We start from the raw sequence: 26,123 nt of genomic DNA, 5'->3' as shown, positions 1-26,123 counted from the left end.
CTCGGCGCCGGACGCAGAACGGCGGTCGGGTCCGGCCCCGCCCGTGGGGGCGGAACCGGACCCGTCCGTGGAGGGCGTCACCTGACTCAGGCCTCGCCGCCCGCGTTGCCGCTGGTACCGGCGTTGACGTCGTGCAGGCGGTACTTCTCGATGGCCTGTCCGACGACCGCACGGTCGACCTTGCCCTCTTCGGCCAGGGCCTGGAGGGCGCGGACGGCGAGCGAGGGACCGTCGATCTTGAAGAATCGACGGGCCGCGGCGCGGGTGTCGGAGAAGCCGAAGCCGTCGGCACCGAGCGTCCAGTAGTTCTGCGGGACCCACTGGCGGATCTGATCCTGCACCGCGTGCATCCAGTCGCTGACGGCCACGACCGGGCCCTCGGCTTCCTTCAGCTTGTCGGTGAGGTAGGCCACGCGCGGCTCCTCGTCGGGGTGGAGGAAGTTGTGCTCGTCGGCGGCGAGACCGTCGCGACGCAGCTCCGACCACGAGGTGACCGACCACACGTCGGCCTTCACGCCCCAGTCGTCCTTCAGCAGACGCTGCGCCTCGAGAGCCCACGGCACACCGACGCCGGAGGCGAGCAGCTGCGTGCGCGGTCCGTCGCCCTCACCGGTGGAGATGTGGTGGATGCCGCGGACGATGCCGTCCACGTCGACGCCCTCGGGCTCGGCGGGCTGCACGTAGGGCTCGTTGTACACGGTCATGTAGTACATGACGTTCGGGTCGTTGTGCTCCCCGCCGTACATGCGCTCGATACCGCTGCGCACGATGTGGGCGATCTCGTAGCCGTAGGCCGGGTCGTACGACACCGTCGCGGGGTTGGTCGAGGCCAGCAGCTGCGAGTGACCGTCGGCGTGCTGCAGACCCTCACCCGTCAGCGTGGTGCGGCCGGCCGTGGCGCCGATGATGAAGCCGCGCGCCATCTGGTCGCCCGCGGCCCACTGGGCGTCGCCGGTGCGCTGGAAGCCGAACATCGAGTAGAACACGTAGACCGGGATCAGCGGCTCGCCGTGGGTCGAGTACGCCGTGCCCGCCGCGGTGAACGCCGCGAGGGCGCCCGCCTCGTTGATGCCGACGTGGATGATCTGACCCTCGGGGCTCTCCTTGTACGCCAGCAGGAGCTCGCGGTCGACGGAGGTGTAGTGCTGACCCTTGGGGTTGTAGATCTTCGCGGTCGGGAAGTACGCGTCCATACCGAACGTGCGCGCCTCGTCGGGGATGATCGGCACGATGCGGTGACCGAAGCCCTTGACGCGCAGCAGGTCCTTCAGCAGACGCACGAACGCCATGGTCGTGGCGACGTCCTGCGTGCCCGAACCCTTCTTGGGCAGCGCGTACGCGGCATCCCCGGGCAGTTCCAGGCCCACGTGGGTCGTGCGACGCTCGGGCAGGAACCCGCCGAGCGAACGACGACGCTCCAGCATGTACTGGATCGTCTCGTCCTTCTCGCCGGGGTTGTAGTAAGGCGGCTGGTAGGGGTTCTCTTCGAGCTGCGCGTCGGTGACGGGAATGTCCATCGCGTCGCGGAACGACTTGAGGTCGTCCAGCGTCAGCTTCTTCATCTGGTGCGTGGCGTTGCGGCCCTCGAAGTGCGGACCGAGGCCGTAGCCCTTGATGGTCTTGGCGAGGATGACGGTCGGCTGCCCCTTGTGCTCGGCCGCTGCCTTGAAGGCCGCGTAGACCTTGCGGTAGTCGTGGCCGCCGCGCTTGAGGCCCCAGACCTGCTCGTCGGTGTAGTCCTTGACGAGCTCGAGGGCGCGGGGGTCGCGTCCGAAGAAGTTCTCGCGGACGTACGCGCCGTTCTCGGCCTTGTAGGTCTGGTAGTCGCCGTCGGGCGTGGTGTTCATCAGGTTGAGCAGCGCGCCCTCGGTGTCGCGGGCGAGCAGGTCGTCCCACTCGCGGCCCCAGACGACCTTGATGACGTTCCAGCCGGCACCGCGGAAGAAGCTCTCGAGCTCCTGGATGATCTTGCCGTTGCCGCGGACCGGGCCGTCGAGGCGCTGAAGGTTGCAGTTGATGATGAAGTTGAGGTTGTCGAGGCCCTCGTTCGCCGCGACCTGCAGCTGACCGCGGCTCTCGACCTCGTCCATCTCGCCGTCGCCCAGGTAGGCCCAGACCTGCGAGCCGCCGACGTCCTTGATGCCGCGGTTGGCGAGGTACTTGTTCGACATCGCCTGGTAGATGGCGTTGATCGGGCCCAGACCCATCGACACCGTCGGGAACTGCCAGAACTCCGGCATGAGACGGGGGTGGGGGTACGAGGGGATGCCGTTGGGGGCAGCCGACTTCTCCTGACGGAACCCGTCGAGCTGCGCCTCGGTGAGGCGACCCTCGAGGAACGCGCGGGCGTAGGCGCCGGGGGAGGCGTGGCCCTGGATGAAGATCTGGTCGCCGCCGGAGGGGTCGTCGAGGCCGCGGAAGAAGTGGTTGAAGCCCACCTCGTACAGGGCGGCCGACGAGGCGTAGGTGGAGATGTGGCCGCCGACGCCGATGCCGGGGCGCTGAGCGCGGTGGACGGTGACCGCCGCGTTCCAGCGGATCCACTTGCGGTAACGACGCTCGAGCTCCTCGTCACCGGGGAACTCGGGCTCGTTCTTCTGCGAGATCGTGTTGATGTAGTCGGTGGTCGGAACCATCGGCACGTTCAGGTGCAGTTCCTTCGAGCCCTTGAGCAGGCTCAGCATGATCTCGCGAGCGCGAGCCGGACCCTTCGCCTGGACCAGCTGGCGCAGGGATTCCTGCCACTCCCCGGTCTCTTCCGGGTCGCTGTCCTGCGGCCCCTGCGAATACGGATCCTGGTCGTGAACAGTCACGGAAGACCTTTCGTCGTCTGGCAGGTCATGCCAGAGAATCGCCATACGAGTGCGGCAACCCTTGTTCGCTCCGCACAATCAACCAGCGTCCAGCCTAGCGAGTCGGCGCGCCATCGGATGCGCGCGCGGGCTGCGGCGGGCCCCGCGTCGCGCCGACGCTTCGACGTCGAGCAGTCCGGTCGCGGTCATGGACTCCGGATGAAGCGCGCCGCATCGAGGGGACGGGATGCCGGCGGGTCTAGCCTGAGCGCGTGGACACGCAGGATCCCGCCGCGTTCCGGACGCGGCCCGAGCATCGCTGGCCGGTGCTCATCGCCCTCGCCGTGGGGGCGGGGCTGTACGCGTTCCTGCCCACCGAGGCCGCCGGCATCCTGAGGTACGTCGTCGTGGCCGCGGGAGTGCTGTGCGCGATCCCGATGGTGGTGACCAACCCGTCGCGGCTGACCCGCGAATCCCGCATCGGGCGCGGGTTCGCCCTGGCATTCACGGCTGTGCTGCTGCTGGCCAATCAGGTGGCGCTGTTCCTGCTCGTCCAGCAGCTGCTGCAGGGGCAGGGCGACGGTGCCGGAACGCTGCTGGGCGCCGCGCAGGTGTGGGCGATCAACGTCATCGGCTACGCCGTCGTGTACTGGGAAATGGACCGGGGCGGCCCCATCGCCCGCCGCCGCGACGCCCGCGACGAACTGCCGCCGGCCGACTTCCAGTTCCCGCAGGACAGCGACCGCGACGCCGTCAGCGAGGTGCGTCGACGCTCGTCCGACGTCGAGGACTGGGCGCCCGGATACGTCGACTACCTGTACTTCTCGGCATCCAACGCCATGGCTTTCAGCCCGACCGACGTGATGCCCCTGTCGAGCCGCGCGAAGCTGTTCATGATGGCGCAGGCGGTGTCGGGCTTCATCCTGCTCGCGCTGGTGATCGCGCGCAGCGTGAACGTCTTGAACTAGCGTTCGGCGGGTGGCGGGGCCGCCAGCCACGACCCGTCGGCCAGAAGGTCGCGCAGCTCGTTCACGAAACGGGCGGCGTGGAAGCCGTCGGCCGCGGCATGGTGCAGCTGCAGGGCGACGGGCAGCAGCACCCGGCCGTCGCGTTCGACGTATCGGCCGAGCGTGACGATCGGTGCGAGATGCGCCCACCCCTTCTGGATGTTCAGCGTGAAGCCGGTGAAGCTCGTCCACGGCACGCTCGACACGTCGAAGGTGTTGCGGGGCGGTTCGCCCTGCGGGAAGAACTCCTCGGATGCCGCGTGCTCGGCGATGGTCCGCACAGCGGCGGCGTGGAACGCGTCGAAGTCGGGGTCGAACGGCACCCAGAGGCACGAGAACGTCTCGCGCTCGGCGTGGAAGACCGTGAAGGCCGGGTGCACGCGGTCCCACACGGCCGGAGCGCCCGCCTCGTCGAGGCACAGCCGGAACTCCTCGTGCCGGTCGACGATTGACGCGAGGGCCCAGATCTGCGCGACGTACGTGCGACGCGCCGCTGCCCGCACGGCGGCGACGAAGTCGGTGACGTCGATCTCGACCGTCAGCGCGTACGTGCACGGCGACGCGTGCAGGTAGTGCGCGAACTGCTGCCGTCGCGGCCACGTGTCGAGGTCGATGGGGATGGGGTGCTCCACCGCTCCATGATCGCGGACGCGCGACGAACGAAAGCGAGGCTGTGGAGAGGTGGGCCCTGCCGGGATCGAACCGACGACATCCACGGTGTAAACGTGGCGCTCTACCAGCTGAGCTAAAGGCCCGGGATGCCTTGAGTCTAGCGTCGCGACGGCGCGCGGCCGTGCTCGCTGCACGCTCGCGCCCGTCGCGCCCGCGTCGGCGCCTCGACGGCGAGATCGCGCGTTTGCGCCGAGATGACCCATGAGTGCCGCGAATCGCCGGGTCGTCTCGGCCGGACCGCGTGACCTCGCGTCGAACGGGCCGGGGCGGGCCGGGACGGGCGGGGACGACAGCGCGTACCGCCGATGTCCGACCCCCGGGGTAGCGTTGCATGCGTGAATGCCGATCCCGCCGACCAGCGCAAACTGCTCGATCTCGCCGACCTCGACGCCCGCATCGTGCGCGACGAGCGCGTGGCGGCGAACCCGCCGCAGGCCGAGCGCGTGCGCGAGCTCATCGCCCGGCGGGCCACGCTGTCGCAAGAACTCGGTATCCGGGCCAATGCGCGCGACGACATCACCGCCGAACTGAAGCGTCTCGAGTCCGACGTCGCCGTGGTCGACGCCCGCATCGCCCGCGACACCGACCGCCTCGCCGCGTCGTCGAACCCCAAGCAGGCGCAGGGCTTCGAGAGCGAACTCGTGTCGCTGAAGCGCCGCAAGGGCGACCTCGAAGACATGGAGATCGCCCTCATGGAGCGCCTCGAGGCAGCGGATGCCGCGGTCGCCGAGCAAGAGGCCCTGATCGCCGACACCAACGCGCAGGGCGCCGAGCTCAGCGCCGAGGCCAAGACCACCGTGTCCGACGCGACGACCCGGCTCGAGGGAGCACGCCGCGACCGCGAGGCCGTGGCCGCCTCGGTGCCGTCCGATCTGCTCGGGCTGTACGAGCGTCTCGCTGCGCGCGGCAACGGCGCCGGGCTGCTGCGTGCCGGGGCCTGCGAGGCGTGCCGCATGGTTCTGCCGCCGAGCGATCTGGCCACCGTCCGTCGCGCGCAGACCGACGAGGTCGTCTTTTGTCCCGAGTGCGGCGCGATCCTCGTGCGCACCGAAGAATCGCGATGACCTCGTTCGGAGCCCGTGGCATCTGACACGGTCGTCGTCGGGCGCGCCGGTTCCGACCGTCTCGCACTCCTGACCATCGATCGCGACGCACCCTCCGTCGAGATCCCCGTCGAACGGCTGGCCGACGCCATCGCGGATCGCGAGGCGCGGGGTGAGGTCCGTTGGGTGTGGGCCGACACCGCCTCGATCTACCCCGGCGTGCTGAAGGCGGGAGTGCGCGTCGCCCGGGCATGGGATCTGCGCCTCGTGCACGGCATCCTGCGCGACGCGGAGGGCGTGGTCGACGATCACGGGCTCCGCTCCCATCGGGAGTGGGATGCCGGCAGCGCGGCGCCCGCGACCGGCGACACGCTCTTCGACCTCGGCGACGCCTCGACCGGCCTCCCCGACTCCCTCGACGCCGCCGTGGCGGAGTACCGCCGGCAGCTCGCGGCCATCGCCTCGTCGTCGACACCGGGAGCGCTGCGGCTCCTGTGCGCAGCGGAATCGGCGGGAGCGCTCGTCGCCGCGGAATTGCACGCGGCGGGCGTCCCCTGGAGCCGGACAGCGCACGAGGAGATGCTCGAGCGTCAGCTCGGAACTCGCCGGGGCGGGGGACTGCCCGCTCGCATCGAGCAGACCGCCGCCGCCGTCCGCGAGGCGCTCGACGATCCGACGGCGTCGCTCGACTCGCAGCCGCGGCTGCTGCGGTCGCTGCACCGCGCGGGTCTGCAGGTGACCTCGACGAGTCGGTGGGAGCTCGCCGAGCACGATCACCCGGTCGTCGCTCCGCTCATCGCCTACAAGAAGCTCATGCGGCTGTACACGGCCAACGGATGGGCGTGGATGCAGGAGTGGGTGCACGACGACCGCTTCCGCCCCGTCTACGTGCCCGCCGGGGTCGTGACGGGCCGCTGGGCGTCGTCGGGCGGCGGGGCGCTGCAGATCCCGCGGTCGCTCCGCACGGCCGTGCGTGCCGACCCGGGCTGGACCCTCGTCACCGCCGACGTGGCCCAGCTCGAGCCCCGGGTGCTCGCGGCGATGGCCCGTGACACGGCGCTGGCCGAAGCGGCATCCGGACGCGACCTCTACGCCGGCATCGTCGAACGCGGGGCGGTCGGCAGCCGTGCCGAGGCCAAGCTCGCGATGCTCGGCGCGATGTACGGCGCGACGACCGGCGAGAGCGGCCGCTTGCTACCGCGCCTTCGCCGCACCTTCCCGCGCGCGATGCAGCTCGTCGACGACGCGGCCCGCACCGGCGAGAACGGGGGAGTGGTCCACACCTGGCTCGGGCGTACCTCACCCGCCGCCGGTGACGCCTGGCAGCAGCTGCAATCCCTCGCCAGTGACGCCACGGCATCCGGGGCCGACGAGACCCGTGCCCGGCGCTCCGCGCGCGACCGCGGGCGCTTCACGCGCAACTTCGTCGTGCAGGGCACGGCCGCCGAATGGGCCCTGGCGTGGCTCGCCGACCTGCGCGCGCGTCTCGCCGCCTTCCCCCCGGTGGATGCCGCTCGCGCGGCGTCCGCCTCGGGTCCGATGTTCGCGCGGTCGCCGCACCTGGCGTTCTTCCTCCACGACGAGATCGTCGTGCACACCCCCCTCGAGCACGCCGACGCGGTGGCGGCGGCGGTGCGGGAGTCCGCGGCATCCGCCGGTCGGCTGCTGTTCGGGACGTTCCCCATCGACTTCCCCCTCGACCTGCGGATCGGTGAGACGGCCGAGAAGGGCTGACCGGCCCGCGTAGACTCGACGGTGCGAATGGGTCGGCTGGACGGTCGCGTCACGGGTTCGCCCGTGCCGAGGAACGTCCGGGCTCCACAGGGCAGGACGGTGGGTAACGCCCACCCGGAGCAATCCGCGAGACAGTGCCACAGAGAGCAGACCGCCCGCGCTTACGGCGCGGGTAAGGGTGAAAGGGTGGTGTAAGAGACCACCGGGGTCGTGGTGACACGACCCGCGAGGTAAACCTCGTCCGGAGCAAGGCCAGACAGGGGATGACGACGCGGCTCGCCGAGTCCCCGGGTAGGCCGCTGGAGCGGCACGGCAACGTGTCGCCGAGAGAGATGACCGTCCACGGGGCCCTGAGCTTGTCGAAGGGCCCCCGGACAGAACCCGGCGTACAGGCCGGCCCATTCGCACCCCGAGGCGAGTGTCGGACATATGTTCTACACTCGATCACGGCCGGGGAAGGGGTCCGGTGCATGGGGTCGACCAGAGTCAGCGACGAGATGGTCGCGCGGGTGCTGGCATCCATCGCCCCCTGCACGCTTCAGCCCGAGACCTGGGGAGCGCGCCCCATCGAGTGGTACGCGCAGAAGCGCGCGGTGTGGGCCTGGGTCACGTGGCCCAATCGCGCCGCAACGCGCGAGGCCGCGTGGGCCACCGGGGGCAACGACCGCGTCGTCATGCTCGAGGTGCCCTGCGAGGGCGGCCACTGGGCACCCGTGGTGTGGCGCAACGCCGTCAGCGTGCGTCAGGTCGACGCGGCGTGATCACTCGCGGTGAGCCGCAACACCGATCCCCACGAGCGACAGGATGCCACCCGCCCCGCGCCTCACTTGACGGCGGGCAGCGCCTCGGGCACGGGCACGGCGAGGGATGCGGCGCCGATGATCCCGGCGTTGTTGCGGTGCTTCGCGGGGACGATCGGTGCGCGGAGTTTCAGGAGCGGGAGGAACTTCTCGGAGTGCTTCGAGACGCCACCGCCGACGACGATCAGGTCGGGGCTGAAGAGGAACTCGACGTAGTCGTAGTACCACTGCAGACGCTCGGCCCACTTCTCCCACGACAGTTCTTCGCGCTCCATCGCGGAGTAGGCCGCGAAGTGCTCGGCATCCTTCTTGTGTCCGGCGCGCTGGAGGTGACCCAGTTCGCTGTTCGGAACGAGGACGCCGTCGTAGATCATGGCCGACCCGATACCCGTGCCGAGCGTGGTGAGGATCACGAGGCCGTCGATGCCCTTCGCCGCTCCGTATCGCACCTCGGCGATGCCCGCGACATCGGCGTCGTTGGCGAAGTGGATGTCGCGCGACAGCCCGTGCTCGAAGAATTTCTCGGCCTCGAACCCGATCCACGTCTTCGACACGTTCGCCGCCGACAGCGTGCGTCCACCCTTGACGATCGCGGGGAACGCCACGCCCAGCGGCAGGTCTGCCGGGGCTTCGAGCGTCTCGAGCACCTGCTTGACCGCGGCGAGCACGTCGGCGGGCTCCGCGCCCTCGGGAGTGGCGACCTTCACCCGGTCGCTGACGAGCTCCCCGGCGTCGAGATCGACGATTCCCGCCTTGATGCCGGTTCCGCCGATGTCCACTCCGACCGCACGAGACGCATTCGTTGCCATACCCCTCAGCCTATCCAGCCCCGGGGTCGGCATCAGTAGGATCGGGAGAGCACCGGCGGTTCCGCGCCGATCCGCGAGACGCACGTGAGGAGCCATCGTGAGCGACGACAACGAGAAGTACTGGTACAACCTCGAGACCGGCCAGGTCGAGAAGGGGTACGAGTCGCCCGCGATCGACCGCGCCGGCCCGTTCGACACCGCCGAAGAGGCGGCCAACGCGCCGCAGCTGCTCAAGCAGCGCGCCAAGCAGTGGGCCGACGAAGAGGCCCAGGACGACTGAGTCCCCGGCCCGACGCACCGACCTCCCCCGAAACGAAGGATGACGATGGACAAGCAGCGCGATTTCGTCCTGCGCACGATCGAGGAGCGCGGCGTCAAGTTCGTGCGCCTCTGGTTCACCGACGTGGTGGGCACGCTCAAGTCGGTGGCGATCGCCCCCGCCGAGGTCGAGGGCGCCTTCACCGAGGGACTGGGCTTCGACGGCTCGGCGATCGAGGGCCTCACGCGCTCCTACGAGTCCGACCTGCTCGCCCACCCCGACCCCACGACGTTCCAGATCCTGCCGTGGCGCGGCGAGATCGACCCGACGGCGCGCATGTTCTGCGACATCACCACGCCCGACGGGCAGCCCGCGGTCGCCGATCCCCGCCACGTGCTCAAGCGCACGCTGGCCAAGGCGGCCGACGCGGGCTTCACGTTCTACACGCACCCCGAGATCGAGTTCTACCTGCTGAAGTCGTCGCAGCTCGGCGCCGACGGACGCCCCCAGCCCGTCGACTCGGCCGGCTACTTCGACAACGTCCCGGGTGGCACCGCGCACGACTTCCGCCGTCGCTCGGTGCGCATGCTCGAAGACCTCGGCATCTCGGTCGAGTTCAGCCACCACGAGGGCGGGCCCGGTCAGAACGAGATCGACCTGCGCTACGCCGACGCCCTCACGACGGCCGACAACATCATGACCTTCCGCACGGTGGTGAAAGAGGTGGCGATCGAGCAGGGCGTCTACGCCACCTTCATGCCCAAGCCCATCAGCGGCCAGCCCGGCAGCGGTATGCACACGCACCTGTCGCTGTTCGAGGGCGACATGAACGCCTTCTACGAAGAGGGCGCGCAGTATCAGCTGTCGAAGGTCGGGCGTCACTTCATCGCGGGCCTGCTGCGCCACGCGAACGAGATCTCGGCGGTCACGAACCAGTTCGTCAACTCGTACAAGCGCCTGTGGGGCGGCGACGAGGCCCCCAGCTTCATCTGCTGGGGTCACAACAACCGCTCGGCTCTCGTGCGCGTGCCGCTGTACAAGCCGAACAAGGGCCAGTCGACGCGGGTCGAGTACCGCGCGCTCGACTCCGCCGCCAACCCCTACCTGTCGTACGCGCTCATGCTCGCGGCCGGCCTCAAGGGCATCGAGGAGGAGTACGAGCTCCCCGCCGAGGCCGAAGACAACGTGTGGTCGCTCAGCGACACCGAGCGCCGCGCCCTCGGGTACGCGCCGCTTCCGTCGAGCCTCGACCACGCCCTCGAATACCTCGAGGAGTCCGAGCTCGTCGCCGAGACGCTGGGGGAGACCGTCTTCAAGTACGTTCTGCTCAACAAGCGTCGCGAGTGGAACCAGTACCGCGCGCAGGTGACGCCGTTCGAGCTGGCGAGCAACCTCGAAGCGCTCTGACGGACCGCCGATGACCTCGGGCGATCGCTCCACCGCGCTCACCGCCCTCGCCCGCACCGGCTTCTCGCAGCTCACCGAGGCAGACACCCTGCTCGGTGAGCTCGAGGAGTCGGTCGGCGTCGATCGGGCGGATGCCATGCAGCTCGCGCAGCGCGTGGCCGACCCCGACCGCGCGCTGAGAGCGATCCTCCAGGTCGCGCGCCGCGACGTCGCGGCGGTACGCACGGCGGCCGCCGACGCCGGAGCATGGCGGGCCCTGTGGGACATCGTGGGGGCCTCCGACGGTTTCGCCGAGTTCTACCTCCGGCATCCCGACGAGATCGCGCACCTGTCGGGCGCGGGCCTGACGCTGCCGGATGAGCCGACGATGCGGGCCGAACTGCTGGCATCCGTCGGCGACGACGACGGCTTCGCGGCGGATGCGACGGATGCCGCCTGGGTCGCCCTGCGCGTCAGGTACCGGCGTCTGCTCGCCCGCATCGCCGCCTACGACCTCGGTCAGGACGACCCGGCCGCCGCGATCGACGTGGTCTCGTCATCGCTCGCCGACCTCGCCGGAGCGGCATTGGAAGCCTCTCTCAGCGTCGCGCGCTCGCGCGTCTCGGGAGCAGGTCCCGGTGCGTTCCCGCGTGAGCAGGTCGCGGCGACCCGGTTCGCCATCATCGCGATGGGCAAGACCGGCGCCCGCGAGCTGAACTACGTCAGCGATGTCGACGTGATCTTCGTCGGCGGTTCGGCCGATGAGGAGGTCGTGAGCGAGGCACGCGCGATCGACATCGGCACGCGGCTCGCGGTGCAGACGATGCGCGGGATCGCGGGGCCCGAGATCGAGCCGCCGCTGTGGGAGGTCGACCCGAACCTGCGCCCCGAGGGCAAGCAGGGCGCGTTGGTGCGCAGCCTCGCCTCGCACCAGCAGTACTACGCGCGCTGGGCGAAGAGCTGGGAGTTCCAGGCACTGCTGAAGGCGCGCGCGATCGCGGGCGACCCCACGCTCGGCGCCGAGTACGTCGCCGCGGTGCAACCGCTGGTCTGGCACAGCGCGGCGCGCGAGAACTTCGTCGAGGGCGTGCAGAGCATGCGCGAACGCGTCACCGATCACATCCCCGCTGCGGAGGTGAACCGTCAGCTCAAACTCGGGCCCGGCGGCATCCGCGATGTCGAGTTCACCGTGCAGCTGCTGCAGCTCGTGCACGGACTCACCGACGAACGCATCCGCCAGCGCGGAACGCTCGAGGCGCTCGACGCGCTCGTCGCCGAGGGGTACATCGGCCGCAGCGAGGCCGAGGCCTTCGGGCGCGACTACCGACTCCTCCGTCTGCTCGAGCATCGCCTCCAGCTGCGGGGGCTCCGTCGCACGGCCCTGCTCCCCGAGAAGGACGACGACCTGCGCGTGCTCGCCCGTGCGTCGCGGCTGGCGGAGTCGGCATCCGGGGTCCAGGCGGTGTGGGAGGGCATCAAGCGCGAGGTGCGCGACATCCACGTGCGCCTCTTCTACCGCCCGCTGCTCTCGGCCGTCGCCGCTCTGCCCGAGGGCGAACGCACACTGTCGACCGAACAGGCGCGCGACCGTCTCGCGGCGATCGGTTTCCGCGACCCCGCCGGAGCTCTGCGGCACATCGCCGCGCTCACGAGTGGTCTGAGCCGCAAGGCGACCATTCAGCGGCACTTGATGCCGATCATGATCCGGTGGTTCGCCGACGGCGTCGATCCCGACTACGGCCTACTGGTGTTCCGTCGCATCAGCGAGAGGTTGGGCAACACCCCGTGGTTCCTGCGGATGCTGCGCGATTCCGCGGGCGCCGCGGAGAGCCTCACCCGGGTGCTCTCGGGGTCCCGTTACATCGGCGAGCTCATGGAGTGGATCCCGGAGTCGGTCGCCTGGCTCGACGACGACGCGCTGTTGCGGCCCCGCTCGGGTAAGGCGCTCGAAGACGAAGCGCGCGCGATCCAGACGCGGTGGCAGAACATCGACGACGCGATGCGCTCGGTGCGGGCGCTGCGCCGTCGCGAGATGCTGCGGGTGGCCATGGCCGCGGTCTTGGGCACCGTCTCTCTCGAGGAGCTCTCCGACGCGCTCTCCACCATCACCGAGGTGACGATCCAGGCGACGCTGCGCGCGGTTCGTCGCGTCGTCGTGCCGCCCGAAGACGACGACCTCGATTTCGCCGTCATCGCCATGGGGCGTTTCGGTGGCCGCGAGCTCGGTTTCGGGTCGGATGCCGATGTGATGTACGTCTATCGGGCGAACGGCATCGACCCTCAGCGGGCGAGTCAGCTGGCGCTGAAGATCGTGGCGGGCCTGCGCGAGCAGTCGGAGGACCACCGCCTCCCTCTCGATCTCGACGCGGAGCTGCGCCCGGAAGGACGAAGCGGCCCGCTCGCGCGCTCGATCGAGGCGTACTCCGAGTACTACCGCCGGTGGTCGCTGTCGTGGGAGGCGCAGGCGCTGCTGCGCGCACGCGGCGTCGCGGGCAGCGTCAAGCTCATCCGTTCGTTCATGGAGCTCGCCGACGAGGTGCGCTACCCGGTGTCGGCCGATCAGAACGGTCTGCGCGAGATCCGCCGCATCAAAGCGCGCGTCGAGAACGAACGGCTTCCGCAGGGCGCCGATCCCGCACGGCACCTCAAGCTGGGACCCGGATCGCTGAGCGACGTCGAGTGGCTCGTGCAGCTGCTGCAGCTGCAGCACGCGCGGGCGGTGCCCGACATGCGCACGACGTCGACGCTGGGGGCGCTCGACGCAGCGACCGCCGCTGGGCTCGTCGACCGCGACGCGAGCGACAAGCTCGCCGCCGCCTGGCACCTGGCGTCCCGCCTGCGCTCCGCCAACACCCTGTTGTCGGGGCAGACCAGCGACATCCTCCCGGTGGATCGGGGGCGCCTCGACGGGATCGGTCGCATCCTCGAATACCCGCCGCGCTCCGCCACGCAGGTCGAGGAAGACTACCTCGGCGCGACGCGACGCGCCCGGCGCGTGTTCGACAAGCTCTTCTACGGCTGAGCACCCGCCGTCCCGGCGGGGCCGTCGGCATCCGTCAGGCGATGGATGCCACGGCGGCCGGGCCCCGATCGCCGTCGCTGCCGGCGTGCTCAGCGCGTGGAGCGCTTGTGCGCCGAGGATGCCCTCCCGGGCCGGGCCGTCGGCATCCGTCGCGACCGCGAGCTCACGACATCAGGCGCTCGCGCACCTCGCGCCGCTGCACCTTGCCGATGAGGGAGCGCGGGAGATCGTCGACCACGACCACGCGGCGCGGCACCTTGTAGGCCGCCAGACGCGCTTTGCAGAAATCGCGGATGGCGTCGGGTTCGACCTGGACGCCCTCGCGCAGGACGATCGCCGCGGCGACGTCTTCGCCTCCGCTCGACTTGGGCAGCGCGACCACGGCCGCCCCCGCGATGTCGGGGTGGGAGGTGAGCACGTCTTCGACCTCGCTCGGCGAGACGTTGAAGCCGCCGGTGATGATGATCTCCTTCAGCCGGTCGACGATCGTCACGAAGCCGTCGGGGGAGACCGAGGCGATGTCGCCCGTGCGCAGCCATCCGCCGTCGAGGAGCGTGGCCGCCGTGTCGGAGGGCCGGTTCCAGTACCCCTGGAACACCTGCGGACCGCGCAGGAGGAGCTCTCCGGGCTCGCCCAGGGGGAGGTCGACGGTCGGGTCGTCGGGGTCGACCACCCGGATCTCCGTGCTCGGGAACGGCACGCCGACCGTGCCGGGGCGTCGCGAGGGACCGATCGGGTTGCCCAGCGCCACCGGTGACGACTCGGTCATGCCGTAGCCCTCCACGAGCAGGCCGCCGGTGGCCGCCTCCCAGCGGTCGACCGTCGCGACGGGCAGACTCATCGCGCCCGAGATGGCGAAGCGCACGCTCGTGAGGTCGATTGTGCCGCGGGCCGCAGCGCGAGCGAGCTGATCGTAGATGGGCGGCACGGCGGGGAGGAAGGTCGGGGGGCTCTTCTTCGACGCGGCCACGACGAGGTCGAGGTCGTACTTCGGGAACAGCACGAGCTTCGCACCGATGCTCATCGCGAACGTGAGGCACAGCGTCAGGCCGTAGGCGTGGAAGAGCGGCAGAACCCCGTAGAACGTCTCTTCGCCGTCGTGGAGCCCGGGCACCCAGGCACGCCCCTGCATGGCGTTGGCGCGCAGATTCGCGTGGGTGAGCACCGCGCCCTTGGGGCTTCCGGTCGTTCCGCTCGTGTACTGCAGCAGGGCGATGTCGTCGAGCGCCGGGCCGGCGTGCTTGCGCGAGAGCGAGCCGTGCGTGAGCAACTGCTTCCACGCGATCGGGCGCTTCGACGTGGGCGTCGCGGTGAGCTGGGCACGCGACTGCCGCGCCTTCGCCACCGGCAGCCGGAGCGCGAGACGCTTCCCCAGGGGCAGGGCTTCGGTGATGTCGATGCTGACGATGTGCTCGAGGGCCAGGTCGGAGGGGAACTCGGCGACCGTGTCGGCGAGCTTGTCCCACACGATCGCGAATCGCGCGCCGTGGTCCTCGAACTGGTGCCGGAGCTCCCGCGGCGTGTAGAGCGGGTTGTGCTCGATGACGATGGCCCCGAGCCGCAGGGCCGCGTAGAAGGCGACGACGTGCTGCGGCGAGTTCGGCAGCACGAGCGCCACCCGGTCGCCCGCACGCACGCCGAGTCGGCGCAGCCCCTCCGCCGCGCGCGCGACCTGCCGGCCGAGGTCCTGATACGTCGTGGACGCGCCGAAGAACTCGAGCGCGGTCTTCTTGCCGTATCTCGCGACTGAGGCGGCGAGCATCTCGGGAAGCGTCTGCGAGGGCTCGTCGATCTCGAGCGGCACGCCCTCGGCATACGAGGTCGACCACGGACGCGAGGCGTAGGGAGAGTCCGGCATCCCCCCATCCTGGCGTGACCCACCGACATCGCGGCGGAAGGGTACCTGTGCGGATGCCGGGAAGCCGGTCCCTTCGCGCGATGGACCGGCGCGACGCGCGGTCGTCGGCGTGATTCGATGGGGGAGTGCAGCAGCTGCGGAACCCGACCGGCCCCGGTCGACGCGCGCCCGTTCACGGCGAGCGGGTGCGGCGCGCCGTGGCGGAGTCGTCGTGACATCCCCGCGGAAACGCTGGACGGAGAACCTCGACGTGAGCCTCATGCGTCTCGGGCGTGGGCGAGCGCTGCTCATGGTCGTCATCGCTCTCGTCATGGGGGCGGTCATCGCCGCATTCGCCCTCTCCGCTCTCGCGCAGATCGCCGCGGGAGACCTGCGCTGGACCGACACCCTGGGCTCCGGTCGCCGCAGTATGCCCGCCGTGGTCGTCGTCGGTGTCGGAGGCCCGGTGTCCGTACTCTTCATCGTCTATGGCGCCGCCCTCGCCGCGCGTCTGCTGCGCCGATGGCCCGAGATCCCGGCTCGACGAACGCGGTGACCTCGCGCGGGGCGTGCGAGAGGCCTACCCTGTCGGGCATGTGCCGCAACATCGTCCCCTTGCACAACTTCACGCCCCCGGCGACGGATGCCGAGTGCCACGACGCCGCGCTCCAGTTCGTCCGAAAGATCGTGGGCACGACGACGCCGTCGCGCGCCAATCAGGACGTCTTCGATCGCGCGGTCGCTGAGATCACGGCATCCGTCCGTCATCTCCTCGACGATTTCGTGACCAACGCCCCACCGAAGGTGCGAGAGGTCGAGGCCGCGAAGCGCCAGGCCCGCTCCGCCGAAAGGTACGAGGCGATCCGGGTGTTCCAGGAGCAGAAGCTCGCGGCGCGGACCACCGGCTGACGCGCCGGGACACGGCATCCGTCGGCGTCGGAAACGACGACGCCCGCCCCCGCGAAACGGCGGGGACGGGCGTCGACGTGGCGATCGGGCGATCAGACCCCGAAGTACAGCTCGTACTCGAAGGGGTGCGGGCGCTGGGCGATCGGCTGGATCTCGTTCTCGATCTTGTACTCGATCCAGGTGTCGATGAGCTCCTGCGTGAAGACGCCACCGGCGAGCAGGAACTCGTGGTCGGCGCGCAGGGCCTCGAGCGAGTCGAGGAGCGAGTTCGGAACCTGCGGGATGTTCTTGGCCTCTTCGGCGGGGAGCTCGTAGAGGTCCTTGTCGACGGGCTCGTGCGGCTCGATGCGGTTCTTGATGCCGTCGATGCCGGCCATCAGCTGGGCCGCGAACGCGAGGTACGGGTTGCCCGAGGCGTCGGGGGCGCGGAACTCGATGCGCTTGGCCTTGGGGTTGGTGCCCGTGATCGGGATGCGGATGGCAGCCGAGCGGTTACCGGCCGAGTACACCAGGTTGACCGGCGCCTCGAAGCCCTTCACCAGACGGTGGTAGCTGTTGAGGGTCGGGTTGGTGAAGGCGAGCACCGCGGGGGCGTGCGCCAGCAGACCACCGATGTACCAGCGGGCGATGTCCGAGAGCCCGCCGTAGCCGGTCTCGTCGTAGAACAGCGGCTTGCCGTCGTTCCAGAGCGACTGGTGGGTGTGCATGCCCGAACCGTTGTCACCGAAGAGCGGCTTGGGCATGAAGGTCGCGACCTTGCCCCACTGCTCGCACGTGTTCTTGACGATGTACTTGAACTTCAGGATGTCGTCGGCCGCGTGCAGCATCGTGTCGAAGCGGTAGTTGATCTCCTGCTGACCACCGGTGCCGACCTCGTGGTGCGAGCGCTCGAGGGCGAAGCCCGCCTCGATCAGCTTGAGGGTGATGTCGTCGCGGAGGTCCGCCGTCTTGTCGACGGGGGAGACGGGGAAGTAGCCGCCCTTGTAGGGGGTCTTGTTGGCGAGGTTCCCGCCCTCTTCCTCGCGGCCCGTGTTCCAGGCGCCTTCCTCGGAGTCGACCGAGTAGAAGCTCGAGTTCTGCTTCACTTCGTAACGCACGTCGTCGAAGATGTAGAACTCGGCCTCGGGGGCGAAGAACGCGGTGTCGGCGATACCGGTGGAGGCGAGGTACTTCTCGGCCTTCTTGGCGACCTGACGCGGGTCCTTGGCGTAGATCTCACCGTTGCGCGGGTTGTAGATGTCGAAGACCATGACGAGGGTCTTCGCCTCGCGGAACTGGTCGACGTACGCGGTGGTCACGTCGGGGATCAGCTGCATGTCCGACTCGTGGATGTTCGCGAACCCGCGGATCGACGAGCCATCGAACAGCTGTCCGACGGTGAAGAACTCCTCGTCGACGGTCGAGGCGGGGATGTTGAAGTGCTGCTGCACACCAGGAAGATCCGTGAAACGGATGTCGAGGAACTTGACGTCCTCGTCCTGGATGAACTTCAGCACCTCGGACGAATCTTTGAACATGAAGACTCCAGAGGTAGAACATTCGGGATCATGCCGGCCTCGGCCAGCCTCCTCGACCCTATACAGAACCGGTGTCCCGGTCATATCTCGCATGTTTCCGGGATGTTACGGCGGGCCGATTACGCTGGATGCCGTGACCGTCCCCGCCGAGAACGCGTACCCGGGCCAGCGGCTCGGCCTTCCCCGCGAGGGTCGCGGCTCCATCGCCCGTCCGGGGCGCCGCATCGCAGCCCTGCTGATCGACGTCGCCAGCGCCGGACTCATCGGATTCGCGTTCTTCTCGAGTCCCGATCCCGTGACCGGAGTGCCGTTCGCGAATCCCATCGCCACGAACCTCATCTTCTTCGCGGTGCAGATCCTCTTCATCCCGCTGATCGGCGGGAGCCCCGGACACCGCCTGATGGGGATGCGCCTCGAACTCGCATCCGGGGGCTGGGTGGGGCTCTGGCGCCCGATCGTCCGGACGATCCTGTTGGCTCTGATCATCCCCGCCGTCGTGTGGGACGCCGACCAACGCGGGCTGCACGACAAGGCGGTCGCAACCGTCCTCGTCCGCACGTGACGTAGGCACCGATCCCACGAGAAAGGCCCCCGCTGAGCGGGGGCCTTTCTCGTGGGATCAGCGCGGGCGCGGTGCGCGCATCTTCGTCGGGTCGACGCCCTTCGGGATCGGCAGCGACGACAGCCCCTGCGAGACCGACGAGACGCGCTTGATGACGGCGGCCATCGTGGCGCGGTCGACCTTCTTCGGCAACGCCTTGATGGTCGAGGCGAGCTTCGCGATGGGAACCTCGTCTTCGCCGTGACCGACGTAGAGGACGGTGACCGGCACGCCCGCGGCGACGCGGAGCACGCGGGAGCGCTCCTCGCCGACCAGGCGGGTGAGGCGGCTGCGGTTGCCCTCACCGATCAGCACGACCCCGCCGCGACCGATCGCGCGGTACAGCGCCTCCTGGGTGCGCGGGTTCACGCCGATGGGGGCTTCGGAAGCCTGCCAGTTGCGTCCGAGTGACGACGACAGCACGTGACCGGTCGCCCCGGGCATGCCGTCGATCTTCTTGTACATCGCCGTGGTCGACAGGCGCGTCATGGTGATCATTCCGGCCAGGATGCCGGCGAGAAGACCCGTGACACCCCACAGGATGATGCTCCACACCGCCAGCGGCGGGATGAGGAAACCGACGAGCACACCGAGGGCGATGCCCACCAGGACGATGCCCGCGAGGAGGAAGGGCAGCCAGCGGTACTCCTTCTGCGTGAAGGTGTACAGCGTTTTGAGCTGCGAGAAGAAGCCCGGACGCTTCTCGGGTGTGGTGGTGCGAGCGGCCATGAGGACGATTCTATCTTCGCCGCGAACCGTTCCTCCCCAGCGCCGCGGTCGCGGCGATCATCCCCAATCACGACCCGGCGCCCCGCGCGCCCCTCTCCCGGGCGCGCACCATCGGGGGATGAGCACCTCCTCCGCGCTGACTCCCGTCGAACCGTTCGTCGATTATTTGCGTCGTCGGAGCGCCAGCTCGACCGTCCTGACCCCCGGCGAGGTCGTCACCGCCGCCGTCGGTCTTCTGCGCGGATGCCGGGCGGCCGCCCGGTCCACGGGAGCCGCGTGGTGGCTGACGGCGGAGGGCCGCCCCGTCGTCGTCGAGGAGCACGATGCTCCGGACGTTGTTGCGGCGACCGCCGACGGCCTCCGACGGCTGGCCGCGCTCATCCCCGAGCCGGCGACGCGCGGCCTCGTCGATCGAGCGGGGGAGGCGGTGGCAACCCGTCCTCCGCGCGAGTGGGATGCCGTGGAGAGGCGCCTGTTCGCCCTCGCCGAGCCGACACCGCTCGTTCTCGGTCCGCTGGCTCCGGTGGTCGTCGACGACCCGGGAGAAGATCACCGGGCCGACACGGCGGGTGGTCTGCTCGGCCTCATCGACGGCGACCTCGTCGGCGCGATACGGCAGAGCGCGGCCGGCCTCCGGGAGGGATGGAAGACGTCGCCCCGACTCCGCGCGATCGCCATCGGAGTGAGTGTCGTCGCGGTCGTCGCCGCGGTCGCATCCTTCTTGCTGCCCGGAGCGGGTGGGCCCGCTCCCGTGGCATCCGCGTCTCCCGCCGTGTCACGGATCGTGCCCCCGTCCGCGTCCGTCGCACCGCAGCCCTCCGCGACGTCGCCCCGGCCCGTGGACGATCGCGTCCCCCTCTCCGACGACGTCACCGCGATCGCGCGCCGCGTCTTCGCCGAGATCTCCCTCTGCGAAGACGACCCGACGTGCCGGAGCGCGTTCGACGACGGCTCCGCATTCGCACGGGAGTCCCTGCTGCCCGATGCCGAGCACGCCGACATCGCCCTGGTCGAGGACTTCGGGGGCGTCGCCGTGGTCCGCGTCGCGGACACGATGACCGCGCAGTACGTGACCCTCGTCCGCCAGAAAGACCGATGGCTGGTCCGCGCCGTCGAAACGATCACGGACCAGCCATCATGAGCCGGCGGTCAGCGGCGTCAGATGCCGAGGTCGCCCTCGAACTGCGCCGCCTCGAGGCGTGCCTTGACGGCACCGAGGAAGCGGGCCGCGTCGGCACCATCGATGATGCGGTGGTCGTACGACAGAGCCAGGTAGACGTAGGAGCGCACCGAGATGGCATCCTTTCCGTCGACCGAGACGACGCCCGGCTTCTTCACCACGGCACCGAGACCGAGGATCGCGGACTGGGGCAGGAACACGATGGGCGTGTCGAACAGCGCGCCGCGCGAACCGGTGTTGGTCAGCGTGAACGTGCCGCCCGCGAGCTCGTCGGGCTTCAGCTTGTTGTCGCGCGTGCGAGCGGCCAGGTCGGCGATCTCACGGGCCAGCTGGGCGATGTTCTTCTCGCCCGCGTCCTTGACGACGGGGGTGAGCAGGCCACGCTCGGTGTCGACCGCGATCGCCACGTTCTCCTGGGCGGGGTAGACGATCTCGTCGCCCTCGACCGTGGAGTTGATGATCGGGTAGGTCTTGAGCGCCTCGATGGCGGCGATCGCGAAGAAGGGGAGGAACGACAGCTTGTCGCCCGTCTTCTGCTGGAACTCGCCCTTGAAGCGGTCGCGCAGGGCGGCGACCTTGGTCACGTCGACCTCGACCACGGTGGTGAGCTGAGCCGTCGCCTGCATCGAGGCGACCGCGCGCTCGGCGATGACCTTGCGCAGACGCGACATCTTCTGGGTCGTTCCGCGCAGCGGGGAGACCTCGACCGGCGCGGCGGGCGCGGCGGCCGGGGCCGCAGCCGGGGCGGGCGCCGCGGACGCCGACTTCGCGGCTTCGGCTGCCTTGAGCACGTCTTCCTTGCGGATGCGTCCACCGACGCCGCTGCCCGTGACCGACTTCAGGTCGACGCCCTGCTGCTGTGCGAGGCGACGCACGAGGGGGGTGACGTAGGTGACGTCGTCGTTGGACGAGGCGGCGGGAGCCGGCGCGGCCGGCTTCTCGGCGGCGGGAGCGGGCTGCTCGGCGGGCTTCTCCTCCGCGGCGGGCGCGGGCTGCTCAGCCGGCTTCTCCTCCGCGGCGGGAGCGGGCTGCTCAGCCGGCTTCTCCTCGGCGGCGGGCGCCGCGGGGGCCTCCTCCTGCGCGGGAGCGGCGGCACCGCTGCCGATGCGCGCGAGGGCGGCACCGACGTTGACGGTCTCGTCCTCCTGCACGAGGATCTCCTGCAGCGTGCCGGCGACCGGCGAAGGGATCTCGGTGTCGACCTTGTCGGTGGAGATCTCGAGCAGCGGCTCGTCGACCGCGACGTCGTCGCCGACGGCCTTGAGCCAGCGGGTGACGGTGCCCTCGGTGACGCTCTCGCCGAGCTCGGGGAGGACCACCTCGGTGGAGTCGCCGGAAGAGGCGGGAGCCGACGACGCGGAGGGAGCGGGCTGTTCTGCCGGGGCGGACTCTGCCGGAGCGGCCTGCTCGGCCGGAGCCGATTCCTGCTCGGCGGGAGCGGCCTGAGGGGCGTCGTCCGTGGACGAGGCACCGGAGCCGTCGCCGATCTTGGCGAGGACGGCGCCGACCTCGACGGTCTCGTCCTCCTGGACGAGGATCTCTTCGATCACGCCCGAGACGGGGGACGGGATCTCGGTGTCGACCTTGTCGGTCGAGATCTCCAACAGCCCCTCGTCCTCCTGGACGGTGTCACCGACCTGCTTCAGCCAGCGGGTGACCGTTCCCTCGGTGACGCTCTCGCCGAGAGCGGGGAGGACGACGGATGTGCTCATGGATATGTCTCCTTCGTACCGGATGCGGTATCTAGCTTAGTGACCGGTTGTCGGTCAGAGTGCGTGCAGCGGCTTGCCCGCGAGCGCCAGGAAGGCCTCGCCGAGCGCCTCGCTCTGGGTGGGGTGCGCGTGGACGAACGGCGCGATGTCTTCGGGATGCGCTTCCCAACCGACGGCGAGCTGAGCCTCCGAGATCAGCTCTCCCACCCGATCGCCCACCAGGTGGGCACCGACGACGGGGCCGTCGACACGACGCACGATCTTCACGATGCCCGAGGTGCCGATGATCTCGCTGCGACCGTTGCCGGCCAGGTTGTACTCGTACGCGCGGACGGCCTCGGATCCATAACGATCCTGCGCCTGGGCCTCGGTGAGTCCGACGGACGCCACCTCAGGATGCGAATAGGCCACGCGCGGCACGTCGACGTCGGGGACGAGCACGGGCGAGAGTCCCGCGATCTCCTCCGCGACGAAGATTCCCTGCTGGAACCCGCGATGGGCGAGCTGCAGACCGGGCACGATGTCTCCCACGGCCCACACGTGCGCCGCGGCGGTGCGCAGACGGGAGTCGGTCTGCACGAAACCGCGGTCGAGCACGACCCCGGCCTCCTCGAACCCGAGACCGGAGGTCGCAGGGCCCCGGCCCACGGCCACCAGGACGTAGTCGGCCGCCAACTCGCTTCCGTCGTCGAGGGTCACCGTGACGCTGTCGTCGTCCGACGACAGCGAGGTGAATCGCCGACCCAGTTGGAAGGCGATGCCGCGCTTGCGGAAGGCCCGCTCCAGAGCCTTGCTCGACGAGACGTCCTCGGCGGGCAGCAGATGGGGGAGCGCCTCGACGATCGTGACCTCGACGCCGAACGAGCGCCACACGCTGGCGAACTCCACGCCGATGACGCCGCCGCCGAGGACGACGACGCGCTCGGGGATGACATCGAGATCGAGGGCCTGCTCGCTCGTCAGCACGCGGCCGCCGATCTCCAGGCCGGGGAGGCTGCGGCTGTACGAACCCGTCGCGAGGATGACGTCCGTACCGCGGTACACGTCGTCGCCCACGCGGACGGCGGGTCCCGCCTCCAACGAGCCCGCCCCGGCGACGACGCGGATGCCGCGCGCCGAGATGAGCCCTTCGAGGCCCTTGAACTTCTTGGCGACGATCCCCTCGCGATACGCGCGCACGCGCGCCGGATCGATCCCCGAGAACGTCACATCGACACCGATGTCGGACGCCCCGCGCGCGGCGTCGGCGACCTCGCCGGCGTGCAGGAGCGCCTTCGTCGGAATACACCCCCGGTGCAAGCAGGTGCCGCCCAGCTTGTCCTTCTCGACGAGGACGACGTCCTTTCCGAGCTCGGCGAGTCGCAGCGCGGCGGCATAACCGCCGCTGCCGCCACCGAGGACGACGACGTCCGCGGTGTACTCGGTCACCGCGCGCCGTCCGTCGCGAGCAGCTCCACCAGCGAGCGCACGGTCGCACCGGTCACGCCCTTGTCGGTGTATCCGAACGGTGCGGACTTGTTCATGCCCACGCCCGCGATGTCGAGGTGCACCCAGGGGATGCGAGCGGCATCGGCGTCGTCGGACACCCGGCCGACGAAGTGGCGCAGGAAGAGCCCCGCGAACAGCGAACCGCCGGCGGGGTCGCCGATCTTCGCGTTCTGGAGGTCGGCGATGGGGGAGTCGAGGTCGTCGACCATGTGGTCGGGCAGGGGCAGCTGCCATGCCAGCTCCGCGACGCGGCCCGCGGCCTCCAGGTACGACGCCACCGCCGCGTCGTCTCCCATGACACCGGTGTGGCGATTGCCGAGGGCGACGGTGATGGCGCCGGTGAGGGTCGCGACGTCGACGATCAGGTCGGGGTTCTCGCGGCTGGCCGCGGCAAGGCCGTCGGCGAGCACCAGGCGTCCTTCGGCGTCGGTGTTCAACACCTCGACGGTCGTGCCGTCGAGCGTGCGCAGCACATCGCCGGGGCGGGTGGCCCGGCCCGACGGCATGTTGTCGGCGATGCAGAGCCAGGCGCTGACCTTGACGGGCAGCGCCATCTCGGCGGCGGCCTTCAGCACGGCCAGCACCGTGGCGGCGCCGCACATGTCGTACTTCATCCCCACCATCGATGCCGGCGGCTTGAGCGACAGTCCGCCCGTGTCGAAGGTGATGCCCTTGCCCACCAGGGCGACGTGGCGCTCGGCACCGGCGGGCGCGTACTCCAGCCGAACCATACGGGGCGGGCGGTCCGACCCCTGGCCGACGCCGAGGATGCCGCCGTAGCCGCCGTCGCGCAGCGCGGCCTCGTCGAGCACCTCGACGTCGACGGGCAGGTCTTTCACGGCCGCGACGGCGGCGTCGGCGAAGTCCGCCGGCCCCAGCCACTCGGCCGGCGTGGTCACCAGGTCCTTCACGAGGGCGACGGCTCCGGAGATCGCGGTGACCGCGGCGACGTCGGCCTCGGTCGGAGCCTCGCTCGTCGAGACGCTCACACGTTCGGCCCGCGCCTTCGCGGACTTCTTCTTGTAGTCGGCGAAGCGGTAGCCCCCGAGAGCGGCACCCTCGGCGATCGGACGCCACGGCGCCGCGACCAGTGACTCGACCGCGACGTGCGCGAAGCCGGTGAGCTGGCGGAGGCCGGTGCCCGCGGCATCCCGGACGGACGCCTCGGTCGCGTCGGAACCGGCACCGACCACGGCGAGGGGCTTGTTCACGCCCGGTACGTGCACGCGCTGGAAGGAGCCCGCGGCCCCCGTGAACCCGACCGCGGCCAGTGCCGCGTGCAATCCATCCCAACCGACGGGGTCGGACGCTCCCTCCGCGGTGGTGGGGACGATCAGCAGGATCGCGTCGGCATCGGATTCGAGGACGGGGGCGTCGGTGTACGCCACAGAGGGGAACGGCATGGGATCCATCCTAGGTTCGTGCGTGTTCGCTAGCAGCGGGACGCACCGCGACCGGGCATCCGGGAGCGCTCGTAGAGTGGATGCATGCCCTCCTCCGCCCCGCTGTACGACCGCGCCCCCGCGGCGCCGCCCGTGCCGTCGGGCCTGCCGCTCGTGATCGCCCTCACGGGATTCACCGACGCCGGCGGGGCCGTCACCCGACTGGTCGAGTACTTCCGCGACGACCTGCAGCCCAACCCCGTCTTCGTCTTCGACAACGACGTGCTGCTCGACTACCGCGCGCGGCGGCCGGTCATCACCTTCGTGGAGGACCACCTCACCGACTACCGACCGGCGCGGCTCGAGCTGTCGCTCGCCCACGACTCGCTCGGGCACCCGTTCCTGCTGCTGGCGGGATACGAGCCCGACTTCCTCTGGGAGACCTTCGCCGAGACCGTGCTCGAGCTCTCGGCCGGCCTGCAGGTGGCGTCCGTCACCTGGGTGCACGCGATCCCCATGCCCGTCCCGCACACCCGTCCCATCGGCACGACGGTGAGCGGAACGCGACCCGAGCTCGCCGAGGCCCACTCGGTCTGGCGCCCGCACACGCAGGTCCCCTCGACCGCGGGTCACCTCCTCGAGTACCGCTTCGCGGAAGCCGGCGCCAAGGTGGCCGGCTTCGCGCTGCTCGTCCCGCACTACCTCGGCGACACCGAGTATCCTGCGGCCGCGCTGGCCGCTCTGGACAGCCTGACCGTCGCGACGGGGCTGGTGTTCTCCGGAGAGGTGCTCCGCGAGGAGAACCGCGAGTTCATCGGCAAGGTCACCGAGCAGGTCGAGGGCAGCGAGGAGCTCACGCGCATGCTCGAGGGACTCGAGGAGCGCTACGACTCCTACATGGCCGGCTCCACCCACGCGACGCCCATCATCCATACGGGCGATCTCCCGAGCGCCGACGAGCTCGCCGCCGAGCTGGAGCGTTTCCTCGCCACCCGTCCCGGCGACGACGACCGTCGCGGAAAGCTCGGCTGAGTCCGTCCCCGCGGCGGCCGCACGGCGTCGACGATCACGGATGCCGACAGGCGCGGGATCCGGAGGGAATGCGGCGGCGCGACGGGGCGTTGTGTACGCATAGATCCCCGGTCCGCGTCAAGTCCCGGTCTGGGGATGTGAGACAATGAAGAACCTGACCCGTTGTCATCCGGTCCAGGAGTCACGCTCCTCGGCTCGGTACTTGACAAGGG

21 protein-coding genes, 1 tRNA gene and 1 other RNA gene are annotated in these 26,123 nt (G+C 70.1%); 13 read left to right on the top strand and 10 right to left on the bottom strand.

Annotated elements, in window-relative coordinates; all coding sequences use genetic code 11:
* Window positions 1-86 precede the first annotated feature (86 nt).
* The gene (aceE, locus tag RWH44_RS09840) at window positions 87-2,813 is read right to left on the bottom strand and encodes a pyruvate dehydrogenase (acetyl-transferring), homodimeric type (protein WP_316004437.1); all 2,727 of its coding nucleotides are present in this window, start codon (window positions 2,811-2,813) and stop codon (window positions 87-89) included.
* 251 nt (window positions 2,814-3,064) lie between these two features.
* On the opposite strand from aceE, the gene RWH44_RS09835 reads away from it, so the two are divergent.
* A complete protein-coding gene (locus tag RWH44_RS09835) occupies window positions 3,065-3,760 on the top strand; it encodes a DUF1345 domain-containing protein (RefSeq protein WP_316004436.1) in 696 nt (231 codons plus the stop codon).
* Here RWH44_RS09835 and RWH44_RS09830 read toward each other — a convergent pair.
* Window positions 3,757-4,431 carry a CatA-like O-acetyltransferase gene (locus RWH44_RS09830; protein WP_316004435.1) on the bottom strand — a complete coding sequence of 225 codons (675 nt, stop codon included), beginning with the start codon at window positions 4,429-4,431 and terminating at the stop codon, window positions 3,757-3,759. The genes RWH44_RS09835 and RWH44_RS09830 overlap by 4 nt on opposite strands.
* A 50-nt stretch (window positions 4,432-4,481) precedes the next feature.
* Window positions 4,482-4,554, bottom strand: a tRNA-Val gene (locus RWH44_RS09825).
* Window positions 4,555-4,806: 252 nt separating this feature from the next.
* Here RWH44_RS09825 and RWH44_RS09820 point away from each other — a divergent pair.
* From RWH44_RS09820 to RWH44_RS09805, 4 genes are all read left to right on the top strand, one after another.
* Window positions 4,807-5,535: a zinc ribbon domain-containing protein gene (locus RWH44_RS09820; protein ID WP_298872756.1), complete on the top strand. Its 729-nt coding sequence runs from the start codon at window positions 4,807-4,809 to the stop codon at window positions 5,533-5,535.
* 15 nt (window positions 5,536-5,550) lie between these two features.
* Window positions 5,551-7,248, top strand: a complete 1,698-nt coding sequence (locus RWH44_RS09815; protein WP_316004434.1) for a bifunctional 3'-5' exonuclease/DNA polymerase — start codon at window positions 5,551-5,553, stop codon at window positions 7,246-7,248.
* A 28-nt stretch (window positions 7,249-7,276) separates the two neighbouring features.
* Window positions 7,277-7,653: RNase P RNA component class A (rnpB, locus tag RWH44_RS09810), an RNA gene on the top strand.
* Window positions 7,654-7,718: 65 nt separating this feature from the next.
* Window positions 7,719-8,009: a hypothetical protein gene (locus RWH44_RS09805; protein WP_298872762.1), complete on the top strand. Its 291-nt coding sequence runs from the start codon at window positions 7,719-7,721 to the stop codon at window positions 8,007-8,009.
* A 62-nt stretch (window positions 8,010-8,071) separates the two neighbouring features.
* Here the strand turns inward: RWH44_RS09805 and ppgK are convergent, their stop codons facing one another.
* The gene (ppgK, locus tag RWH44_RS09800; RefSeq protein ID WP_316004433.1) at window positions 8,072-8,857 is read right to left on the bottom strand and encodes a polyphosphate--glucose phosphotransferase; all 786 of its coding nucleotides are present in this window, start codon (window positions 8,855-8,857) and stop codon (window positions 8,072-8,074) included.
* Window positions 8,858-8,954: 97 nt separating this feature from the next.
* On the opposite strand from ppgK, the gene RWH44_RS09795 reads away from it, so the two are divergent.
* Genes RWH44_RS09795 through RWH44_RS09785 form a run of 3 tightly spaced genes read left to right on the top strand, consistent with a single transcriptional unit; the run spans window position 8,955 to window position 13,524 of the window.
* Window positions 8,955-9,137, top strand: coding sequence for an SPOR domain-containing protein (locus RWH44_RS09795; protein WP_298872768.1), 183 nt, complete (start codon window positions 8,955-8,957; stop codon window positions 9,135-9,137).
* A 45-nt stretch (window positions 9,138-9,182) separates the two neighbouring features.
* The gene (gene glnA, locus RWH44_RS09790; RefSeq protein WP_076675636.1) at window positions 9,183-10,523 is read left to right on the top strand and encodes a type I glutamate--ammonia ligase; all 1,341 of its coding nucleotides are present in this window, start codon (window positions 9,183-9,185) and stop codon (window positions 10,521-10,523) included.
* Window positions 10,524-10,533: 10 nt separating this feature from the next.
* Window positions 10,534-13,524 (top strand): bifunctional [glutamine synthetase] adenylyltransferase/[glutamine synthetase]-adenylyl-L-tyrosine phosphorylase, encoded by a 2,991-nt coding sequence (locus tag RWH44_RS09785; protein WP_316004432.1) that lies wholly within the window; start codon window positions 10,534-10,536, stop codon window positions 13,522-13,524.
* Between the two features lie 163 nt (window positions 13,525-13,687).
* Here RWH44_RS09785 and RWH44_RS09780 read toward each other — a convergent pair whose 3' ends face one another.
* A complete protein-coding gene (locus tag RWH44_RS09780; protein ID WP_316004431.1) occupies window positions 13,688-15,382 on the bottom strand; it encodes a long-chain-fatty-acid--CoA ligase in 1,695 nt (564 codons plus the stop codon).
* Window positions 15,383-15,632: 250 nt separating this feature from the next.
* On the opposite strand from RWH44_RS09780, the gene RWH44_RS09775 reads away from it, so the two are divergent.
* Both RWH44_RS09775 and RWH44_RS09770 read left to right on the top strand, forming a co-directional pair.
* On the top strand, window positions 15,633-15,917 hold the full coding sequence (locus tag RWH44_RS09775; RefSeq protein WP_316004430.1) for a hypothetical protein: 285 nt from the start codon (window positions 15,633-15,635) through the stop codon (window positions 15,915-15,917).
* 38 nt (window positions 15,918-15,955) lie between these two features.
* A complete protein-coding gene (locus RWH44_RS09770; RefSeq protein ID WP_316004429.1) occupies window positions 15,956-16,270 on the top strand; it encodes a DUF2277 domain-containing protein in 315 nt (104 codons plus the stop codon).
* Between the two features lie 92 nt (window positions 16,271-16,362).
* Here RWH44_RS09770 and glnA (RWH44_RS09765) read toward each other — a convergent pair whose 3' ends face one another.
* On the bottom strand, window positions 16,363-17,787 hold the full coding sequence (glnA, locus tag RWH44_RS09765; RefSeq protein WP_298872784.1) for a type I glutamate--ammonia ligase: 1,425 nt from the start codon (window positions 17,785-17,787) through the stop codon (window positions 16,363-16,365).
* A gap of 133 nt (window positions 17,788-17,920) precedes the next feature.
* Here glnA (RWH44_RS09765) and RWH44_RS09760 point away from each other — a divergent pair, with 133 nt between their 5' ends.
* A complete protein-coding gene (locus tag RWH44_RS09760; RefSeq protein WP_316004428.1) occupies window positions 17,921-18,349 on the top strand; it encodes an RDD family protein in 429 nt (142 codons plus the stop codon).
* 57 nt (window positions 18,350-18,406) lie between these two features.
* On the opposite strand, the gene RWH44_RS09755 is transcribed toward RWH44_RS09760, so the two are convergent.
* Complete coding sequence (locus tag RWH44_RS09755) at window positions 18,407-19,117, bottom strand: DUF4191 domain-containing protein (protein WP_298872788.1); 711 nt, start codon at window positions 19,115-19,117, stop codon at window positions 18,407-18,409.
* 118 nt (window positions 19,118-19,235) lie between these two features.
* On the opposite strand from RWH44_RS09755, the gene RWH44_RS09750 reads away from it, so the two are divergent.
* A complete protein-coding gene (locus tag RWH44_RS09750; RefSeq protein WP_316004427.1) occupies window positions 19,236-20,258 on the top strand; it encodes a hypothetical protein in 1,023 nt (340 codons plus the stop codon).
* Between the two features lie 17 nt (window positions 20,259-20,275).
* Here RWH44_RS09750 and sucB read toward each other — a convergent pair whose 3' ends face one another.
* Genes sucB through RWH44_RS09735 form a run of 3 tightly spaced genes read right to left on the bottom strand, consistent with a single transcriptional unit; the run spans window position 20,276 to window position 24,900 of the window.
* Window positions 20,276-22,009 carry a 2-oxoglutarate dehydrogenase, E2 component, dihydrolipoamide succinyltransferase gene (gene sucB, locus RWH44_RS09745; protein ID WP_316004426.1) on the bottom strand — a complete coding sequence of 578 codons (1,734 nt, stop codon included), beginning with the start codon at window positions 22,007-22,009 and terminating at the stop codon, window positions 20,276-20,278.
* Between the two features lie 54 nt (window positions 22,010-22,063).
* Window positions 22,064-23,437 (bottom strand): dihydrolipoyl dehydrogenase, encoded by a 1,374-nt coding sequence (gene lpdA / locus RWH44_RS09740; RefSeq protein WP_316004425.1) that lies wholly within the window; start codon window positions 23,435-23,437, stop codon window positions 22,064-22,066.
* Entirely contained in the window at window positions 23,434-24,900 is a 1,467-nt protein-coding gene (locus RWH44_RS09735; RefSeq protein ID WP_316004424.1) for a leucyl aminopeptidase, read from the bottom strand. The genes lpdA and RWH44_RS09735 overlap by 4 nt, the downstream gene beginning before the upstream one ends.
* 84 nt (window positions 24,901-24,984) lie before the next feature.
* On the opposite strand from RWH44_RS09735, the gene RWH44_RS09730 reads away from it, so the two are divergent.
* A complete protein-coding gene (locus tag RWH44_RS09730; RefSeq protein ID WP_316004423.1) occupies window positions 24,985-25,911 on the top strand; it encodes a proteasome assembly chaperone family protein in 927 nt (308 codons plus the stop codon).
* The last annotated feature ends 212 nt before the right edge of the window (window positions 25,912-26,123 follow it).

The organism is Microbacterium phycohabitans, from assembly GCF_032464935.1.
In the GTDB taxonomy this organism is placed as follows: domain Bacteria; phylum Actinomycetota; class Actinomycetes; order Actinomycetales; family Microbacteriaceae; genus Microbacterium; species Microbacterium phycohabitans.
This window is presented reverse-complemented; position numbering and strand designations above follow the sequence as displayed.

Excerpts from the sequence above, each read along its gene's own strand:
- glnA (WP_076675636.1), top strand. The coding sequence starts at position 9,183 with ATGGACAAGCAGCGCGATTTCGTCCTGCGCACGATCGAGGAGCGCGGC.
- RWH44_RS09785 (WP_316004432.1), top strand. The coding sequence starts at position 10,534 with ATGACCTCGGGCGATCGCTCCACCGCGCTCACCGCCCTCGCCCGCACC.
- RWH44_RS09750 (WP_316004427.1), top strand. The coding sequence starts at position 19,236 with ATGAGCACCTCCTCCGCGCTGACTCCCGTCGAACCGTTCGTCGATTAT.
- RWH44_RS09730 (WP_316004423.1), top strand. The coding sequence starts at position 24,985 with ATGCCCTCCTCCGCCCCGCTGTACGACCGCGCCCCCGCGGCGCCGCCC.
- RWH44_RS09755 (WP_298872788.1), bottom strand. The coding sequence starts at position 19,117 with ATGGCCGCTCGCACCACCACACCCGAGAAGCGTCCGGGCTTCTTCTCG.
- sucB (WP_316004426.1), bottom strand. The coding sequence starts at position 22,009 with ATGAGCACATCCGTCGTCCTCCCCGCTCTCGGCGAGAGCGTCACCGAG.
- RWH44_RS09780 (WP_316004431.1), bottom strand. The coding sequence starts at position 15,382 with ATGCCGGACTCTCCCTACGCCTCGCGTCCGTGGTCGACCTCGTATGCC.
- RWH44_RS09770 (WP_316004429.1), top strand. The coding sequence starts at position 15,956 with ATGTGCCGCAACATCGTCCCCTTGCACAACTTCACGCCCCCGGCGACG.
- glnA (WP_298872784.1), bottom strand. The coding sequence starts at position 17,787 with ATGTTCAAAGATTCGTCCGAGGTGCTGAAGTTCATCCAGGACGAGGAC.
- RWH44_RS09735 (WP_316004424.1), bottom strand. The coding sequence starts at position 24,900 with ATGCCGTTCCCCTCTGTGGCGTACACCGACGCCCCCGTCCTCGAATCC.
- RWH44_RS09805 (WP_298872762.1), top strand. The coding sequence starts at position 7,719 with ATGGGGTCGACCAGAGTCAGCGACGAGATGGTCGCGCGGGTGCTGGCA.
- ppgK (WP_316004433.1), bottom strand. The coding sequence starts at position 8,857 with ATGGCAACGAATGCGTCTCGTGCGGTCGGAGTGGACATCGGCGGAACC.